Consider the following 17469-nt stretch of genomic DNA (forward strand, 5'->3'; position numbering starts at 1 on the left):
AGATCGCGCTCCCTCACTAGAATACGGACGCATAACAAAAACACACGCTTTGAATCAGGAGAACACCAGCATGTCAAGAATTCAGGGTGCATCCATTGCAGCTCTGCTTGCCCTCGTTTCTGCCATCGGTCATGCCGACGCATTGCTGGTCAACACCATCGAAGATGAAGACAATCTGATCAACAAGAATTGCTCCCTTCGCGAGGCCGTCAGTTACGTCCACAACAAAAATCTGATCCTGAAAAGCCTGCCCTTCGTAGAGACTCCCATTACCTTCAAGACTGCCCGAATCAAGAGTCTGGAGTCTGATAAGAAAATTTATGAAACCCAACTGGAAGGCGCCACCGGTGCGGATAAAGCACGTCTGGAAGGCGAAATCAAGCGTATAGACGGTGAAGTGGCGGACTTGAATGCCCAAGTCGCCGTTCTAGAAGAGTCCAAAAAGGCCATTCTCAGCCAGGTGACCGGCCTGCAGATTTATGGCTGTACTCCAGGTGCCGCGTCAGAAGCCGATATCATATCCCTGAAAAGCGATCTGTCTCCGGACCCGGCCAAGCCTACCCCCTTTCAGATCAAACTGAGGCCAATCACGGTCTCTGACTCCATGACCATTCAACGCGATGACAGCGCGGACAGCACCGATCCAACCGTGATTGAAGTCACACCGACCATTCAGGTGCAGGGTGATTTTCGGGCTTTCAATCTGGATGACGGAATTGCTGACCAGAAATCCCGGATTCTGGTGTTGTTGAGCGACCTGATCATCTCCGGTTGCAACCATGATCCGGCAGCTCCCAAAGTTTGCGATGTCAACGGCGGTGTCATTTATAACCGTGAAAACCTGGAAACTACCGGTGTCACCATTCGTGACGGTAACGCCTCTGGTATGGGTGGTGGGTTGTATCTCGCCGATTACGGCACGGTAAGGCTGCTGGACTCCACTTTTGAAAAAAACAGGGCGGCAGATGGCGCCGCCCTGTATAGCTTGGAGCCAGGTGTGCAGGTTCAGCGCTCTGCGTTTACAGCCAACACCAGCACAAATGGCAGCAATGCAGTCTTCCGGGTTGTCAAAGGTGTTTTTACGGATGCATTCGGCCCGAATGGCGGACCCTTTGTCATTTCCAGTACTTTTTCAGGTAATGCCGGCGTTGCGATTCAGGTTCCCGCAGAGCTTAAACTGCTTAATCTGACGGTGGTGCTGAATGACGCCGGAATCAACTTCAACAACCTGAATCTGGATGTCACCAACTCCATTATCGCGGGAAACTCCGGTAATGACTGTATCAATGAAGGCGTGCTGACCAAATTCCGCTTCAACCTGTTCATGAACGGTTGCCCCATGGGTCTGGCGGCGGACAAGAATCTGCAAATCAGCGGTGTGGGGGCGGAAACCCTGATTGCAGATGCAAATTCCGATGACAAATGTGATCTCCCACCGGCGGTCGGTCTGCTCTGCCCGCTCAATGCCAACGGCGGAAAGGCAAAGTCGCACCTGCCCCGCATGCTGGCCTCTTACACAGATATATTGGAATCCCCCATCATCAATAAAGGCATGGCGCCTGGCGATGTATCATCCACCGAAGGTTGTGCCCCCGTAGACCAGCGCGGTGTGACAACACAACTGTGTGATATTGGCGCGGTGGAGCTGGTATCCCTGAATCAGGCCACACAAGGCAAGGATGTGAAATCCGGAGATACAGTCAGGTTCAGCATGCTGGAGAAAATCGGCGACGGAGAATTGCTGCCATCGGAAAAATGCCCGATCATTGTTCCCGCCAACAGTAACTACCATCCGGAAATTGACGGCTGCCCCACCATTACCAAATCCCCGGTCCGGGGCCGTCTCAGTTTTGACAAAGTGACCCGTGAAGTGATTTATACCCCGATTGACTCATATCATGGCCGGGACAAGTTCAATTATTCGGTTGTCACCACCCTGAGCCGGTTCAGTAATGCCATCAATAACCGGACATTGACCATGGAGGTCACGGTCGTGGCCGAACCGGACAATACCTTCCAATCCAAGACTTTTGCCGGCGGTGCTTTCGGCTGGTCCGGGTTGATTATGCTGGCAGGGCTGGCCATCTCCCGCCGCCGGGTTAAAAGAGGATAATAACAATGATCAGGCTTAATCCCCTATGGCTGGCAATTCTGGTGGCGGGTGTTACTGCCCTGCCCGCCTCCAGCAATAATATCGTAACCATCGTCAAAGTGACCACTTTTGAAGATGAGAATGGCGAAAACCAATCTGCCTGCTCCTTGCGTGAGGCCATCAAGGCCAATAACGATCTCACCCCGTTTGGGGGCTGCTCCATTGGCAATCGTTATTTGCAGAACACCATCCAATTGCAGAATGGTGAGTACCGGCTGAAAGCCGACGCTGCACACGGTCCCTTGCTTGCAACACGTGAAATCAAGATTGTCGGCATTGACAATAATGACTATGGCTCGGACAACCCTCTGACCAATAATCGTCCCAAGGTCAATCCGCCAACCACAGTGATTGACGGTCAGAACGCCGTTCGGATTTTTGACACCACGACCAATGCCTCGGCTCTGGTTCTGGGTAACCTGATTATCCGCAACGGGGTCGCTGACCGCGGCGGCGCCATCCTGGCCGGCGGCTCCGTCAGTCTGGACAAGGTGTATATCCGCAACAACCGGGCGACGGAAGCCGGCGGTGCCATTTATTTGTCCGGCGTCAAAGCCTCATTGAATTCAACCCTGTCTTCGTACGAAAACAACCAAGCCAAGATTGGTTCGGCCATTGGCATGTCCTGCATGGACAACCTGTTGTTTGCCGCACGCACCATTGAATTCAACCAAATGTCAATTATCGGCAATGGTGATGGCAATAACATCAGTGTTATTGATGGCTGTGGTAACCTAACTGTCAATATCACCGCTTCTACCATCGCCCGGAATTTAGTCAGCAATACAGTGGACGTGGAGAAGTTAGACAAAGACAACAAGATTATTAAAGTGACGCTCAACGGCGGTGGTGTTATCCGCATGGTTGATCAAGTCGGCTACTCTTCATCCGTTGCTTTTCAATTTGTCACAGCTGCTGAAAACGGACCTGCGCCGGTAATCACCTATAGCAATCTTCAATCCTTATCCCTTAACAGCTCGGTGATTGCTTTCAATAGTGGTGCTGGCTGCAAAGACACCAACGCCTTGTTTGAAACGGCTCTTGCCGGGGATTACAACAGCCTTGAGGGCTGTGCCTTTGACACCAAGCAGGCAGGAACCCGTAACATAGTTCTGGACGGACTGGCCGACGCCACGTTAGCCAATGAACTGGAGGCCTTGGGTAATTATGGCGGCCTGACACCGAATTACCTTCCCAGACTGACATCTAAATACGTTCTGGACAAAGCTGCCAGTGGTGAGCTGTGCCCGGAAGTCCTGGACCAGCGCGGAGCCCCCCGTAACGCCAATATGACTTGCGAACGTGGTGCTGTTGAGCGCCGGCAACTGTTGGCAGCAGAAGATCTGCGAATCAAGAACAGTATTGGCTCCAATCGGGCTATTTTGGCCAACTTGCTGGACAACGATGCCCCCTCAGAAACATTCAGTGGCGGGATCTGGTCTGCGGGTACCCTTAGCAGCCCTGACATGAAGTGGCCAACTGCATCCTCACTGTTAGCAGTCCCTGCGCCGCTGGTGCGACCAGTTCGGAAAGTCAGCCTGATTGCCATACCGGGCACAGTTGCCTGCTCAGTACTGGACTCCGTCGGCACCGTCAGCGATGTCATTGATCAGGCCGTCGTGATTGCAACTAAAGTACCGCCGGTCGCCGATGCCGACAAACGCAGACTTCAGGAAACTGTCAAGACCAAGCTGGCTACTGCACTTGAAAAACTCCGGAAAACCACGCCCAAGAAAGACTCCGCTGAGTTGATAGATGAACTGCTTGCCAAGGCGGAAAAAGTTTCCAATGCGGCCGTTGCGGCAAAATTGACAGCCGCCAGGAATCAATTGAAGACTGACAAACTTGATATTGATGGCATCAACGCCTTGCAGGCGCTGGCTGAAGAAATGATCAGCTTTGAAAATCAGGCTCGTGATACTGCCCAGTCCGAGTTTCAGTTGGCCCTGAGTGCCAATAATTCAGCCTTGGCAAAAGCCAAGCTGGAAACGTTTAACGATCTGGACGCGAAAATAGTTCGCAGCAACCAGATCCGGATGGCCTTTATTTCCAAAAACTATCCCAAGCTTGATGAGGACAGTGTCAACGAAGTCGTCGGGCTGGCTGATGCTGTCATCGCCTATACCACAGCAGCGGCCATGAATACTGAGACAACATCCATCATGCTGCGCAAATCTCTGCTGAGTGATCTTGCGACTAACGTGGTGCGACTGGGAAACACCCCTGCAACACAGGACTTGCTGTTCTATAAGTCCAATGAAGTCACCCCGGCGAATGTGGATCTGAAGTGTACTTACCAAGTCAGGGATGAAGCCACGGCACTCACGTCCAATGTAGCCAAGCTCACCTTGCAGATAGTCAATAATCCGCCTAACGCAGGGGACGATACCGTGTCCCTTCAGCAAGGGGCTTCCTCGGTGGTCATTGATGTTTTGGCCAATGACGATGACAAGGGTGACGGTGTTTTCGGCTCACTGTTCAGCTTGGCCGATGAAAATCCCGCCAAGGCGCTGAATATCCAGATTGAAACCGAGCCTGAACTGGGTTATCTCACCGGTGAAGCCGAAGGTCTGTGCCCCAATAACAACTCTATCAATGGAAAAAAATGTTTTGGTGGAAAGCTGACCTACCATCCCGACAACAGCCTGTCTCCATTCTCCGACCAGTTTACCTACAGTGTCCTGGACCGGGATCTTGCTGGCTCTCAACCGGCGACTGTGAAGATCATCAACTCGGCTCCGGCTGACGGTGAGGGGGGGGGCGGATCCTTCGGCTGGCTCTCTCTTGGTGCGTTGGGTATGATGGCGTTCCGCCGTTATCAACGCCGCCAGGTCAAGAAATGAGAGTTATGCAAGTCAAGCCATTACTGTTGTCACTGATGCTGGGGTTGGGTGCAGCCCTCCCCAGCCTTTCAACGGCAACAGATGCCGCATTGAAAACCCAATCCGTTGCCCGCGTTTCCTCCCCCGAAATCATCCAGATTCTCAGCGTGGATGGTGACGAGCAGTTAGGGGCCATGTTTGGTTCCCGCGCCAGAACACTGGAGTTGACGCCGGGGGAACATGTTGTCAGTGTGCGTTATACCCAGCTTTTCCAGTTGGGGGCTGACGACCATGACATTATTAAATCAGCCCCTATCGCCTTCCGGTTTACGGCTGAAGCCGGTAAACACTACACCTTCACCGTCAATCCGCCAAAACGTCACGATGCGGCGGTTGCCTTCGCCAAGAATCCCGATATCCGACTGGTAGATAGCGCTTCAGGCGAAAGCCGCTCCGGCATTCTGGTCAAGTCACTGGGCCAGGCGTCGCTGGTGGATACCATGAGCAAGGCCTTCCAAACCGCGACCAATGACGACACCACCGGAGCCAATGGAAGGCTGGAGTCGCTGAAGACCTTGTGGCTGAATGCCACTCCCGCCGAAAAGCAGGCGTTTGCCGCCTGGCTGGCAGCCCAGGCCGCCGCCAAATAAGCCATTGTTTTGCCAAACAACAAAGGGGCCAATATGGCCCCTTTGTTGTTTTCAAGGTGAGCAGAATCAGGCCTTGGGCAAGGTCACCCCGGTTTGGCCCTGATACTTGCCGCCGCGATCCTTGTAGGAGGTTTCGCAGACTTCATCGGATTCAAAGAACAGCATCTGCGCCACACCTTCGTTAGCATAAATCTTCGCGGGCAAATTGGTGGTGTTGGAGAACTCCAGCGTCACATGCCCTTCCCACTCCGGCTCCAGCGGCGTGACGTTGACGATGATGCCGCAGCGTGCGTATGTCGACTTGCCCAGGCAAATGGTCAGCACGTTACGCGGAATCTTGAAGTATTCCACCGTGCGGGCCAGCGCAAAGGAATTGGGCGGAATGATGCAGATATCGGAATGGATATCGACAAAGCTCTTTTCATCGAAGTTCTTCGGGTCCACCGTGGCGCCGAAGACGTTGGTGAAGACCTTGAACTCGCGGGAGCATCGCACATCATAACCGTAGCTGGAAACACCGTAGGAAATGATCTTCTCGCCACCTGCCACACGCACCTGGCCGGGTTCGAAGGGGCTGATCATGTCGTGCTGTTCGGCCATGCGGCGAATCCACTTGTCTGCTTTGATCGTCATGAGTGCGCTTCCGTTGAATGCCTGAAATTATTTGGGAGTGAAAAAGCCGATGCGATTGGTGGGCACCACTTCGTGTTGCGCCAGCTTGACCGCGATACGACGGGCAATGTTACGGTAATGCATGGCCAGCGGACCATCCGGATCGGCCACCACCGTGGGTTTGCCGTTGTCCGTCTGTTCACGGATGCTCTTGTCCAGCGGCAATTGACCCAGCAGTTCGGTCTGGTACTCACGGGCAATACGCTCACCGCCGCCTTCTCCGAAAATGGCTTCACTATGGCCGCAGTTCGAGCATACATGCAGCGCCATGTTTTCGACCACACCCAGCACGTCAATGCTGACCTTGCGGAACATCTCAATGCCCTTCTTGGCGTCCAGCAGCGCGATGTCCTGCGGCGTGCTGACGATGACAGCCCCGGAAACAGGAATACGCTGCGCCAGCGTCAGCTGGATGTCACCGGTGCCGGGCGGCATGTCGATGACCAGATAGTCCAGGTCCTGCCAGGCGGTTTGCCCGAACAACTGCAGCAGCGCCCCGGTGACTTTCGGACCGCGCCACACCACCGGGTTGTTGTCATCAATCAGGAAACCGATGGACATGGCCTGCAAGCCGAAAGCCTGCATCGGCACAAATGCCTCGTTGCGGATTTCCGGACGCTGGTTGAACAGGCCGAGCATGGTGGGAATGCTGGGACCGTAGATGTCGGCATCGAGAATGCCCACGCGCGCGCCCTCGGCGGCCAGCGCCAGCGCCAGATTGACGGCGGTGGTGGACTTGCCGACGCCGCCCTTACCCGACGCCACCACAATCACGTTCTTGATGGGCGGCACGGATTCAACATTGTTGGTGGGCTTGCTGCGCGGCACCTTCAGAATGAAATCGTAGGCAATGCGACCGGCGCCGGCATCGGTCAGGGTTTGCACCACCAGATCACGCAGTTCATCCACGCAACCGGCAAAGGGATAAGGCATGGCCAGTTGAATGCTGACCAGATCGCCGTCGATGTCCATGCTTTCTGTCAAGGCCAGCAAATCCTTGCCCATCCAGGGATCGACCTGGCGGCTGAGTGCGGATTCAAGGTGCTTGCGGGACAGGGACATGAAGGACTCCGGAGGCAAAAGACAGGCTGCGTATGCTACCCCATTTTGCGCTATAGTAGCGACCTTCAAATTTTCATCCGGACGCCCCCTGCCCATGAGCACGACTGCCCGCCGCCTGCTGGTCACCAGCGCCCTGCCCTATGCCAACGGCCCCATTCACCTCGGCCATCTGGTGGAATACATCCAGACCGATATCTGGGTGCGGTTCCAGAAATCACGCGGCCATGAATGCCATTATGTCTGCGCCGACGATGCGCACGGCACCGCCATCATGCTCAAGGCGGAACAGAACGGCGTGACTCCGGAAGAACAGATCGCCACCGTCAAAGCCGATCACCAACGCGACTTCGCCGACTTCCTGATTACCTTCGACAACTACCATTCCACGCACTCGCCGGAAAACCGCGAGTTCAGTGAAACCATCTACCTGCGCAACCGTGAAGGCGGCCATATCGCCACCCGTCCGGTGCGGCAGCTGTTCGACCCGGAAAAGAGCCTGTTCCTGGCCGACCGTTTTATCAAGGGCGACTGCCCGAAGTGCAACGCCAAGGACCAGTACGGCGACTCCTGCGAAGTCTGCGGCGCCACCTATGCCCCGACCGAGCTGAAGAACCCCTATTCCACCATTTCCGGCGCAACGCCCGTTGAGAAAGAATCGCTGCACTACTTCTTCAAGCTGCCCGATTTCGAAGCCATGCTGAAGGAATGGACCCGCGCCGGCGGCCTGCAAACCGAAGTCGCCAACAAGCTGGCCGAATGGTTTGAAAGCGGCCTCAACGACTGGGATATTTCCCGCGATGCGCCCTATTTCGGTTTTGAAATTCCCGATGCTCCGGGTAAGTATTTCTACGTGTGGCTGGATGCGCCCATCGGCTATATGGCCAGCTTCAAGAACCTCTGCGGCAAGCAGGGTCTGAACTTTGACGATTACTGGGCTCCCGGCGCGGAAAGCAAGACCGAGGTCTACCACTTCATCGGCAAGGACATTGTCTATTTCCACGCGCTGTTCTGGCCGGCCATGCTGCACGGCGCGAACTTCCGCAAGCCCAGCGGCGTGTTCGCCCACGGCTTCCTGACCGTCAACGGCCACAAGATGTCGAAGTCGCGCGGCACCTTCATCAAGGGGCGTACCTATCTGGATCACCTGCAGAATCCGGAATACCTGCGCTATTACTTCGCCAGCAAGCTGTCGGGTTCGGTGGAAGACATTGACCTGAATCTGGAAGACTTCACGCTGAAGGTGAACAGCGATCTGGTGGGCAAGGTGGTGAACATTGCCAGCCGTTGCGCCGGGTTCATCAACAAGCAGTTTGACAGCACGCTGTCTGCCCAGTGCGTCGAAGAAGAGTTGCTGGCCGAGTTCATCGCTTCCGGTGACGGCATTGCCGAACATTACGAAGCCCGCGATTTCGGCCGTGCCATCCGCGAAATCATGGCGCTGGCAGACAAGGCCAACCAGTACATCGACGAGAAGAAGCCCTGGGCGCTGGCCAAGGACCCGGCCAACCGTGAAGAAGTGCAAGCGGTTTGCTCCGTCGGCCTGAACCTGTATCGGCAACTGATTGTCTATCTGGCCCCGATTCTGCCCGGCATTGCCGAATCCAGCCGCGCCTTCCTGGACCTGGCCAGCCTGAACTGGGAAAGCCGTTACAACCTGATGCTAGGCCACCGCATCAACGCCTTCACCCCGCTGATGACGCGTGTGGAAAAGGACAAGGTACAGGCGATGGTAGATGCCTCGAAGGAAAACCTGACGGCTACCGTAGCCGCTCCCGCCAAGGCGGAAGCCAAGCCTGCCGCCGAGATTGAAGCCCTGGCACCGACCATCACCATTGATGACTTCGTGAAGGTGGATTTGCGGGTGGCGAAGATCGTGAACGCCGAACACATTCCTGAAGCCGCCAAGCTGCTGAAGCTGACGCTGGATCTGGGCAATGAACAACGCACGGTGTTTGCCGGTATCAAGTCGGCCTACAAGCCTGAAGACCTGATTGGCCGCCTGACGGTGATGGTGGCCAACCTGGCCCCGCGCAAGATGAAGTTTGTTATGTCGGAAGGGATGGTGCTGGCTGCCGGACCCGGCGGCGGCGATATTTTCCTGCTGACGCCGGATGACGGTGCGACACCGGGAATGAAGGTAAAATAAAGGATTAAGGGCGTTGGGGCGCAACGCTTGCGCCCTCTATGCAGAACACGGCGTCCTGTTCGTTCACGAGGGCGCATTCGATGCGCCCCAACGGGGTATGGACTGCAATGCCCAAGGGGGGCAAGTTTATTACTCGCCCCTTTTTTCGTCCCTACCGCTACTGCCTCAAAGGCGTCACCTGATACCCGACCTGATAACGGGCGATGACATTGTCGTCTTCATCCCGCAGCACTCCTTCCAGCACATAATCCCCACGTCCGGAAATCTCGGCCTTGGCCGTCACCTGGGAAATCACCGTCTCCTTCAAACGCACTTCCAGCGTGACCTCACTGGCGGCCGTTTGTTCAATCTTCAATTCGGTATTCTTCAGGAAAGACTCGAAGCGTTCCGTATTGAAACTGGACAGGAAAATCGCCTTCCCCGAAGCTTCAATCAGCATGAACAGCGCACCGGTTGGCATGAGGCCTTCATTGCAGCTATTGGCTTCCAGTGGCATCAGACACTTCACATAGCCGCGTTTCATTTCCAGCACTTTCAATCCGCTGCGGGCTACCAGGGTGCTGGATTGCTCCACATCCGGCTTCAGGGTCGTCATCATTTGCATGGTGTCAGTCTCTCAGTAAACAGGCTTGCACCCGGCGGATCAGCCTTGGGTGTCGCGGCGCAGGACGAAGAAATACGGTTGCTTCATCCCCTTGAAATCCATCACCCCCAGCAGGGTATCGGCATCCACGCGGCGGAATACATCCTGGATGGGTTGGCGGTCGTAGATCATGGCGGCGCTGACCTTGCCCCGGAAGGAAGTCAGGCGCAGTCTGGCGGCGGTTTGGCGAGTGCTGAACAGCGGCTTCAGCCACGGGAAAATACGTCCGGCGAGGTTGTTGAGGGCGTCCGGCACATGGTGCGCCAGACCGATGGGCATCAGCGACGGGTTGACGCTATAGCGCTTGCCGCCAACGCCGGTAAAGACCAGCGGATGAACGTGGTCCGCATCGATGAACTCCTTGCCATACCAGCCGTAGCGCTCCAGCAAACCGTCCATGACGTGATCGGTGGGAAAATCCGCGCCACGCCAGCGGCCGTGCATGAAGTCGATATCCACCCCTTCCAGGCTGTCGAACAGCTCCAGCGCTTGTTCTGTTCCAACCTTCCCCTGTTTCAGGGCCTGCTCAAAACTCGGCATGCGTCACTCCTCTTCAAGATGGGTTTGGCTTGACTGTGCCTGACCATAATGCAAGTATTTACTTAACTTCAACTGGCATTTGGATTGAGTATGCGCCGCAAGCCCCAGCAACTGCGTTCCCGGGAGATGGTGGACAAGCTGATTGACGCTACCGGCAAGGTGATTGTGGCGCGCGGGCTGGAATATGCCACGACCAATCATATTGCCGAGGAAGCGGGGGTCAACATTGCTTCGCTGTACCATTATTTCGGTAATAAGGAGGAGATGATTGAGGCCTTGCAGGACCAGTTGACGCAGGATTTGTTGCAGATGCTGGTGCAGCATGCCTCGGGTTTTGACCTGCAGGCCTTGTCGATGCGTGACATTGCGGAGGCTTCTATCCTGTTTACGCTGGAGACGTTACGGAGCAATCCGGTGTTCATGGAGTTGTCGCGGCATTGGAGCCGGTTGTCGCTGCAGCGGTCGATGGCGGTGATTGAGCAGCATTTGCTGCAGTTATGCACGACGTATTTCCGGCAGCATTTCCGGACTTATCCGATTGAGGATTTGCATATCCGGTTGTATGTGCTGTTGAACGGGGCGATGGCGACGGTGGCGCGGCATTTGTGTGAGGGCAGTCCGGTGATTCGGGATCGGGAGTTGGTGGCGGTGTTGGCGGATATGATTGTGGGGGTGTTGGAAAAGGGGATGATTGAGGGGTGATGGGCGCGTTTTTTTCGCGGGGCGGCAATGTGTTGTTACAGTTGGAATGGGGCGAATTAAGGGTACGAATTGTCGCAGCTTCCCTTTCATGCTAAGTTAAAATGCATGTAAATCAGTGGCTTGCCACAAAAACTCCAGAAATAAACACCTTTTCTGGAAAATACAAGCACCAAATTCGGTGTAGATATCAAAGTTGAACTAAACCGCTTCGCGGTGGCTTTTCTGCCTGTTTCGTCATCGTTTTCCTCCGTATCAGCCACATCGGGTCTTCACTGGAAGATGGGAAATCCCTCCCGTCATCCGGAGACTCATCATGACGACCGCCCTGCGTTTGCGCATGGACAACGCCATGCTTGTCCGTGGTCTGGCCGACCGCACCCGTCAGTCCTACCTCGAAGCCATCACCAAACTCACCCGCTATTACCGCGTCAGCCCTGACTCCCTGTCATCCGCTCAGGTCGAAGCCTGGCTGCTCCACCTTGCCAAAGACCGCAAGCTGTCCTTCAGCACCGTCAATCAGGCCGCCAGCGCCTGCCGCCTCTTCTATAACACCGTGCTCGGCCTGGATCGTGCCAGCTTCAACATTCCCATGGCCAAGACGCCGCAGCGCCAGCCCGAGATTCTGGCCCGGACCGAAGTCGCCGCGCTGTTGGCGGCGGCGCGTGGTCTGGCCGACCGAACCTTGCTGATGACCATCTATGCCGCCGGACTCCGGGTCTCCGAAGCCTGCACCCTCCAGATTGCCGATATTGACAGCGCCCCTGACCGTTTATGCCTTCGTGTCCGGCACGGTAAGGGCGGCCAGGATCGCTACACGCTGCTGGCGCCCACCCTGCTGGCCGCCCTGCGTGAATACTGGCGACACAACAAACCCCGGCTCTGGTTGTTTCCCAATCCCGGCGGAAACGCTCCTATCGACATCAAGACCGCACAACGCCGTTATAACCAAGCCCGGACAGCCGCGCACATCCGCAAGACCGGCGGCATCCACACCCTGCGCCATTGTTTTGCCACCCACCTGCTGGAGTCCAGTGTCGATCTGGTGACTATCCAGACCTTGATGGGACACAAAGACCTGTCTACCACCGGCCGTTACCTGCATCTGGTGTCGATGCAATGGCAGCCACCCCGCAAGCACCTGTCGCCCTTTGACCTGCTCGCGGCCTTGCCCGGCGCACGTCCTTCAACGTCCTGATTCACCTCGCTACCCTCATGTCCGCTTCGCTCGCCGAGGTCTTCCGGTCCTTTGCCGCCGACTGGCTGGCCGCGCATGGCGTTTCCTCCCAGCAAGCCCGGGTGATGCGCGCCGTGCTCGACTGCCGCACCGCCGCCCTGGGCGGCCATTGCGAGGCCTGTGACGCCTGCGGACACCTGCGCTTTGTCTACCACTCCTGCCGCAACCGGCATTGCCCCTCCTGCCAGTCCCGCGCCAAGGAGGCTTGGACACGGCAGCGCATGACAGAACTGCTGCCTGTGCCTTACACGCATCTGGTCTTTACCCTGCCGCATGCACTGAACGGGCTGGCGGCCTGTCATGACCGCTGGCTCTACACCACGCTGATGACGGTGGTCGCTTCGGTGTTGACCGACTTCGCCCGCAATCCGCGCTGGCTGGGGGCGCAACCGCTGTTCTCGCTGGTGCTGCACACCTGGGCGCAGGACCTGCGGCGGCATGTACATGTCCACGGCCTGATGGCCTGCGGCGGGCTGGATGCGGCCGGGCACTGGTTGACCCCGAAGCGCGACCCGCGCTTCCTGTTCCCGGTGCGGGCCTTGTCTGCCGTGTTCCGGGCGCGGTTCATGGCGGCGCTGGATGCGGCCTTGAAGGCGGGCACGCTTCCGAACGATCCGGCGGCGACAGCGGCGGAACGGTCAGCAAGGCGACGGCGATTGCTGCGCCATGCCTGGGTGGTTTATGCCAAAACCCCGATGGGCGGCCCGGCCGAAGTGCTGCAATACCTGTCACGCTACACGCATCGCACGGCCATCTCGAACGAGCGTATTGTCGCTATCCGGGGCGATACGGTGCTGCTGCGGGTGCGCGACAATCACGCCGGGGGCAAGCGGGTGATCCGGGTACCGGGTGTGGAGTTCACCGGCCGCTTCCTGCAGCATGTGCTGCCGCCGGGCTTCAAGCGGATACGGCATTACGGGGTGCTGTCGGCAGCCTGCAAAAAGCACGATCTGGAGCGGGCGCGTCTGGCCTTGAATACCCCCACGCCGTCGCCGGTGGCGATGGAGGAAGCCGCTGACTTCATGAGCCGGGTGGCACTGGTGGATATCCATCGTTGCAAGGCCTGCGGGGAAGGCACGATGGGGGTCGTGGCGTTTCTGGCCCCGGACCGGTCGGCGGTGTTCAGACCGCACCCAGCGCTGTGTCCGGCCAAGGCAGCACTTTGCCGGGGGCCGCCATGATCAGGAGTCGATATCCAGCGACCATCAGGCTTGGAGAGTGCGGTCTTCGGGAGTCGGCTTGGCTGAAAACGGATGGAAGAGCCGAAGGGGTGGTGATACATCAGGTCGGTTCGTCCCCGAGCGTGCATCGGCGCGGCAACAGCGGGGCTTGGAAGGCAAAACCCCTGCGCCACAGGCATCGTGGCTTGACAGGACACCGGCGGAAAAGGTACTAATCTCCAGATGGAAGGCCCGGCCCGGCGGTTCAGTCCAACATGGTTTATCCACCGCGTTCAGGTGTATCGACTCCAACCGGCTGCTTGGCGCGATGGATAAACGCTATTCGTTAGGCTTTTGTTAATGAATGGAATTTTTCGCTATAGAATTAAGCAACCTGTGACTTGGTTTAATCAGGCTGTATCGAAGTCTAATCAGTATTGCCTTTATTGTGGTCGTTTAGTTGGAGTAGGAGCGACTATTAGCTCAAATAAAGAGCATTTAGTTGGAAGAGAATTTGTTCCAACAGGTGCATTTGGTGATGGAACATTATTTAACTTTATCTTCAGGGCATGCGAAGACTGTAACAATGAAAAATCAAATATTGAACGCCATATATCTACAGTATCTTTGTATAACAGCCCTGCTAGACGAGACTCTCAGATATATAATGATATTGCTAACCGAAAAGCAGCAAACGATTATTATCCAAACAAACAAGGAGTCTTAATTAAGGACTCTGACGATAATCTTACAATAGCTGGTGGTTTTGGCCGTAGTAATATTACATTTGGCCTTTCTAGCCCACCTCAAGTTGAGCCTACATATTTTGAATTACTTGCGTTTAGACATATACAGGGAATTTTTTCACTTATTACTTCGCATAATCCGCTTACAGCAACAGGCACTACACTGTTAAGTCATGATTTTTTTCACTTTTTTGGCTTATATAATCATGCCGATTGGGGTAATCCCCATTTAATTGAAATAATGAGCAGAGTTTGTAAATTTCCATGCTATGCCAATATTGAAACAGCAAATGGCTTTTTCAAAGTAATAATAAGAAAAAGGAGTGCCGATGACGGCGAGTGGTTTTGGGCTCTTGAGTGGAATAAAAGCTATAGAGTTATTGGTGCTATAGCTAACATAAATGATAATCCAGCAGTATTTAGGAATCTGCCTGCCCTAGTTTGGAAAGAATTAGGTATTCAAGATGGTGCAACAACAAGAATTCGTGAAGAAACTCCTCTTAATGAAGAGCAAGATATATTGTTTGTCGCTCAAGTCGAAGGTGTGCAAATTGCCTAACTTGCGCGTCAAGTGCGACAAGCACCCAGCCAATTATTGTGCAATTTTTTGAATTCAGTGATTACTGAGTTTTTGTTTATTTTGTTGTAGGGTGCTTGCGCCTTACGCGGGTAGTTGAAATTATGAATGCTGAAGACGATTATCAGAACACCCTAACAAATACCCTTCGAAAAATAGGAAGAAACCTATTGAATTACCAAAGGGTAGAGATGTTATGGAAATCTCAAATTAACATCTCAGATGTAACCGTCGAGATAATTAATGGAGAAGCAGTAGTTCGTCAAAAAAAATCAAGTACACGCCCCCAACCCATGGGCTGGCTTGCTGAAAATCACCGAAAATTGCTTTTCTCAAAATTTCCTGAGCAAGACACCAAGGTCAATCCCGAGACGATCTCCATTACTACATCATTTAGAATAGAAGATGTCACGCTAAGTTCCGATCGTCGTAAAGATATCCTTATACTTGTCCAAGAGCGAAATATTCTAGTCCATTTGTTAGCTGAAACGTTTGACCACACATCAAAAAATGATTGTATTAGGTTATGTGCAGAACTAGACCAGCAGAACGCAAGAATAATTCATGAAATTGAGTTTCTTAATAACATCTCCAAATCATTCCAAGATGAGATAAAGGAAATTACCAAATATCTTGAGTCCGAATCTTTTATAAACGATATTTCGCAAAATTTCTAAAACTCATTCGAGTGGGACGAATTTTGCTGCGCCAAATCCGCCCCTAAATTCCAACGTTCCGACTGTAAAAAAACCCTTTTTCAAGCAGCAAATAATGGCTTTTTTGGCACTGAACTAACCTCTCAACCGGTCGATATTAACCACCTCCACCGCCCTCGCCCTCAACTGCCCACACCCACCCTCCACATCCTGCCCCGCACTATTCCGCACCTTCGTCAGCACCCCCCGTCCATGCAGATACCGAACAATCTCAACAATCCGATCCCCATCCGGCCGCTCATAATCATCCCCCTCCAGACTGTTAAAAGGAATCACATTAAGAACCGCATATTTCCCCTTGAAAATACGCAAAATTTCATCCAGCTCATCTTGACCATCATTAACCCCCTTCAGCAGCGTCCACTGCACCTGAATCGGATAACCGGTCAGCCGAGCATAACGCTCACACAACGCCATCAACTCCTCCGGCGCAATCCGGGGAGCCTTCGGCAGCAGATACTCACGCAACTCCGGCTTGGTCGTATGCAGGGAAAGCGCCAGCGCCGGCTTCACCCGCAGCTGCGGCAGGCGCTCAAACACACGCATATCACCCACCGTCGAAAACACCAGATTCTTGTGGCCGATGCCCCCGTCCGTACCCAGCACATCAATCGCTTCCAGCACATTGTCCAGATTGTGCGCAGGCTCACCCATCCCCATGAACACCACTTTCTTCACCGGCCGCATGCGCCGGGCCAGAACCACCTGCGCCAGGATTTCCATACTGCTGACCTGCCGCAAAAGACCGCTCTTGCCGGTCATGCAGAAACGGCAACCGACCGCACAGCCCACTTGGGAAGAGACACAAAGTCCGTCACGCGGCAACAACACGCTTTCCACCATTTGACCGTCCGCCAAATCGACCAGCAGACGCGCCGAACCATCTGCACCGGGGTGTTCGGAGCGGATGCGGACAAGGTGGTCGAGTTCGCTGGTGAGTTGCGGCAAGGCGTTGCGCACGGCCAGCGGCAGGAAGTGTTCGTTGGGGTGGCGGCGGGTGCCGGTATTGAGCGGCCTGCCCTGCAGCCAGGCGCGCAGCACCCGGTCACGGTGGACGGGCAAAGCGCCGAGATCGGCGAGGCGTTGGTGGAAGTCGGAGAGGCGCATGGGCGCGAATGCTATCACCGGGTCAGGAGGCTTGCCACTACCGGCAACGTTCACGTGAAGCAACTTGTGGCAGGAAACCGGCGCAGGACTCAAATAAAGGCATAGACAATAAGCCCATACCGTAAGCCTTTGCCAATCGCCATTGCTGCTAAAGACCACCAGAATGACAACCGCAGCCAGCCCGCCGCGAAACAGAAGCCATCCCCCACCACCGGCAGCCAGGACAACAGCAGGAGATAGTCACCATAGCGCCTTACCGACCCGACTGCCTTGAGATGATTCCGGGCCAAGCTATCGGCAGGGTAACGAAAAGCGGCCAAGCGGCCCAGCAACCACGTGGTGACGCCGCCCAGGGTATTGCCGAGCGTGGCGATGAACAGCAGCGTTTGCGGCTCATGCCGGGCTTGATGGGCAAGATAAGCCAGGACTGCTTCCGAGCCGCCCGGAGCCAGGGTTGCCGAGATGAAAGCGCTGGCGAACAAGCTCCACAGGGCGAACGGGCCTTGCATATCGTCCAAAGCGGGGGTTCCTTTGAATATC

Annotated in this window: 15 protein-coding genes; 9 read left to right on the plus strand and 6 right to left on the minus strand. The window is 55.1% G+C overall.

All coding sequences use genetic code 11. The features are described from left to right. Nucleotides 1-70 precede the first annotated feature (70 nt). Genes Q7T36_RS01280 through Q7T36_RS01290 form a run of 3 tightly spaced genes read left to right on the plus strand, consistent with a single transcriptional unit; the run spans nucleotide 71 to nucleotide 5624 of the window. Nucleotides 71-2113 carry a hypothetical protein gene (locus tag Q7T36_RS01280; RefSeq protein ID WP_304843168.1) on the plus strand — a complete coding sequence of 681 codons (2043 nt, stop codon included), beginning with the start codon at nucleotides 71-73 and terminating at the stop codon, nucleotides 2111-2113. Nucleotides 2114-2118: 5 nt separating this feature from the next. Further along, on the plus strand, nucleotides 2119-4995 hold the full coding sequence (locus Q7T36_RS01285) for a CSLREA domain-containing protein (protein WP_304843170.1): 2877 nt from the start codon (nucleotides 2119-2121) through the stop codon (nucleotides 4993-4995). After that, nucleotides 4992-5624 carry a DUF2057 family protein gene (locus Q7T36_RS01290; protein WP_304843172.1) on the plus strand — a complete coding sequence of 211 codons (633 nt, stop codon included), beginning with the start codon at nucleotides 4992-4994 and terminating at the stop codon, nucleotides 5622-5624. Before Q7T36_RS01285 ends, Q7T36_RS01290 begins: the two co-directional genes overlap by 4 nt. Nucleotides 5625-5690: 66 nt before the next feature. Here the strand turns inward: Q7T36_RS01290 and dcd are convergent, their stop codons facing one another. Together dcd and apbC are read right to left on the minus strand one after the other, a co-directional pair. After that, a complete protein-coding gene (dcd, locus tag Q7T36_RS01295) occupies nucleotides 5691-6257 on the minus strand; it encodes a dCTP deaminase (RefSeq protein ID WP_304843174.1) in 567 nt (188 codons plus the stop codon). A gap of 27 nt (nucleotides 6258-6284) precedes the next feature. After that, entirely contained in the window at nucleotides 6285-7358 is a 1074-nt protein-coding gene (apbC, locus tag Q7T36_RS01300) for an iron-sulfur cluster carrier protein ApbC (RefSeq protein WP_304843176.1), read from the minus strand. 94 nt (nucleotides 7359-7452) lie between these two features. On the opposite strand from apbC, the gene metG reads away from it, so the two are divergent. After that, a complete protein-coding gene (gene metG, locus Q7T36_RS01305; protein WP_304843178.1) occupies nucleotides 7453-9504 on the plus strand; it encodes a methionine--tRNA ligase in 2052 nt (683 codons plus the stop codon). A 157-nt stretch (nucleotides 9505-9661) separates the two neighbouring features. Here metG and Q7T36_RS01310 read toward each other — a convergent pair whose 3' ends face one another. Further along, nucleotides 9662-10108, minus strand: coding sequence for a PaaI family thioesterase (locus tag Q7T36_RS01310; protein ID WP_304843180.1), 447 nt, complete (start codon nucleotides 10106-10108; stop codon nucleotides 9662-9664). A 39-nt stretch (nucleotides 10109-10147) separates the two neighbouring features. Continuing rightward, nucleotides 10148-10687: a DUF4334 domain-containing protein gene (locus Q7T36_RS01315; RefSeq protein ID WP_304843182.1), complete on the minus strand. Its 540-nt coding sequence runs from the start codon at nucleotides 10685-10687 to the stop codon at nucleotides 10148-10150. A gap of 90 nt (nucleotides 10688-10777) precedes the next feature. On the opposite strand from Q7T36_RS01315, the gene Q7T36_RS01320 reads away from it, so the two are divergent. From Q7T36_RS01320 to Q7T36_RS01340, 5 genes are all read left to right on the plus strand, one after another. Beyond that, nucleotides 10778-11389 carry a TetR/AcrR family transcriptional regulator gene (locus tag Q7T36_RS01320; protein WP_304843184.1) on the plus strand — a complete coding sequence of 204 codons (612 nt, stop codon included), beginning with the start codon at nucleotides 10778-10780 and terminating at the stop codon, nucleotides 11387-11389. 313 nt (nucleotides 11390-11702) lie between these two features. Continuing rightward, nucleotides 11703-12584, plus strand: coding sequence for a site-specific integrase (locus Q7T36_RS01325; RefSeq protein WP_304843186.1), 882 nt, complete (start codon nucleotides 11703-11705; stop codon nucleotides 12582-12584). Between the two features lie 17 nt (nucleotides 12585-12601). Continuing rightward, entirely contained in the window at nucleotides 12602-13804 is a 1203-nt protein-coding gene (locus Q7T36_RS01330) for an IS91 family transposase (RefSeq protein ID WP_304843188.1), read from the plus strand. A gap of 339 nt (nucleotides 13805-14143) precedes the next feature. Further along, nucleotides 14144-15088: a hypothetical protein gene (locus Q7T36_RS01335; RefSeq protein WP_304843190.1), complete on the plus strand. Its 945-nt coding sequence runs from the start codon at nucleotides 14144-14146 to the stop codon at nucleotides 15086-15088. A gap of 122 nt (nucleotides 15089-15210) precedes the next feature. After that, the gene (locus Q7T36_RS01340) at nucleotides 15211-15783 is read left to right on the plus strand and encodes a hypothetical protein (protein WP_304843192.1); all 573 of its coding nucleotides are present in this window, start codon (nucleotides 15211-15213) and stop codon (nucleotides 15781-15783) included. A gap of 114 nt (nucleotides 15784-15897) precedes the next feature. Here Q7T36_RS01340 and Q7T36_RS01345 read toward each other — a convergent pair whose 3' ends face one another. Beyond that, nucleotides 15898-16929 carry an RNA methyltransferase gene (locus Q7T36_RS01345; RefSeq protein WP_304843194.1) on the minus strand — a complete coding sequence of 344 codons (1032 nt, stop codon included), beginning with the start codon at nucleotides 16927-16929 and terminating at the stop codon, nucleotides 15898-15900. An 89-nt stretch (nucleotides 16930-17018) separates the two neighbouring features. Beyond that, nucleotides 17019-17447, minus strand: a complete 429-nt coding sequence (locus Q7T36_RS01350; protein WP_370690018.1) for a YqaA family protein — start codon at nucleotides 17445-17447, stop codon at nucleotides 17019-17021. Between the last annotated feature and the right edge of the window lie 22 nt (nucleotides 17448-17469).

Origin of the sequence: Fluviicoccus sp. (assembly GCF_030646115.1) — a bacterium.
Classification (GTDB): Bacteria; Pseudomonadota; Gammaproteobacteria; order Pseudomonadales; family Moraxellaceae; genus Fluviicoccus.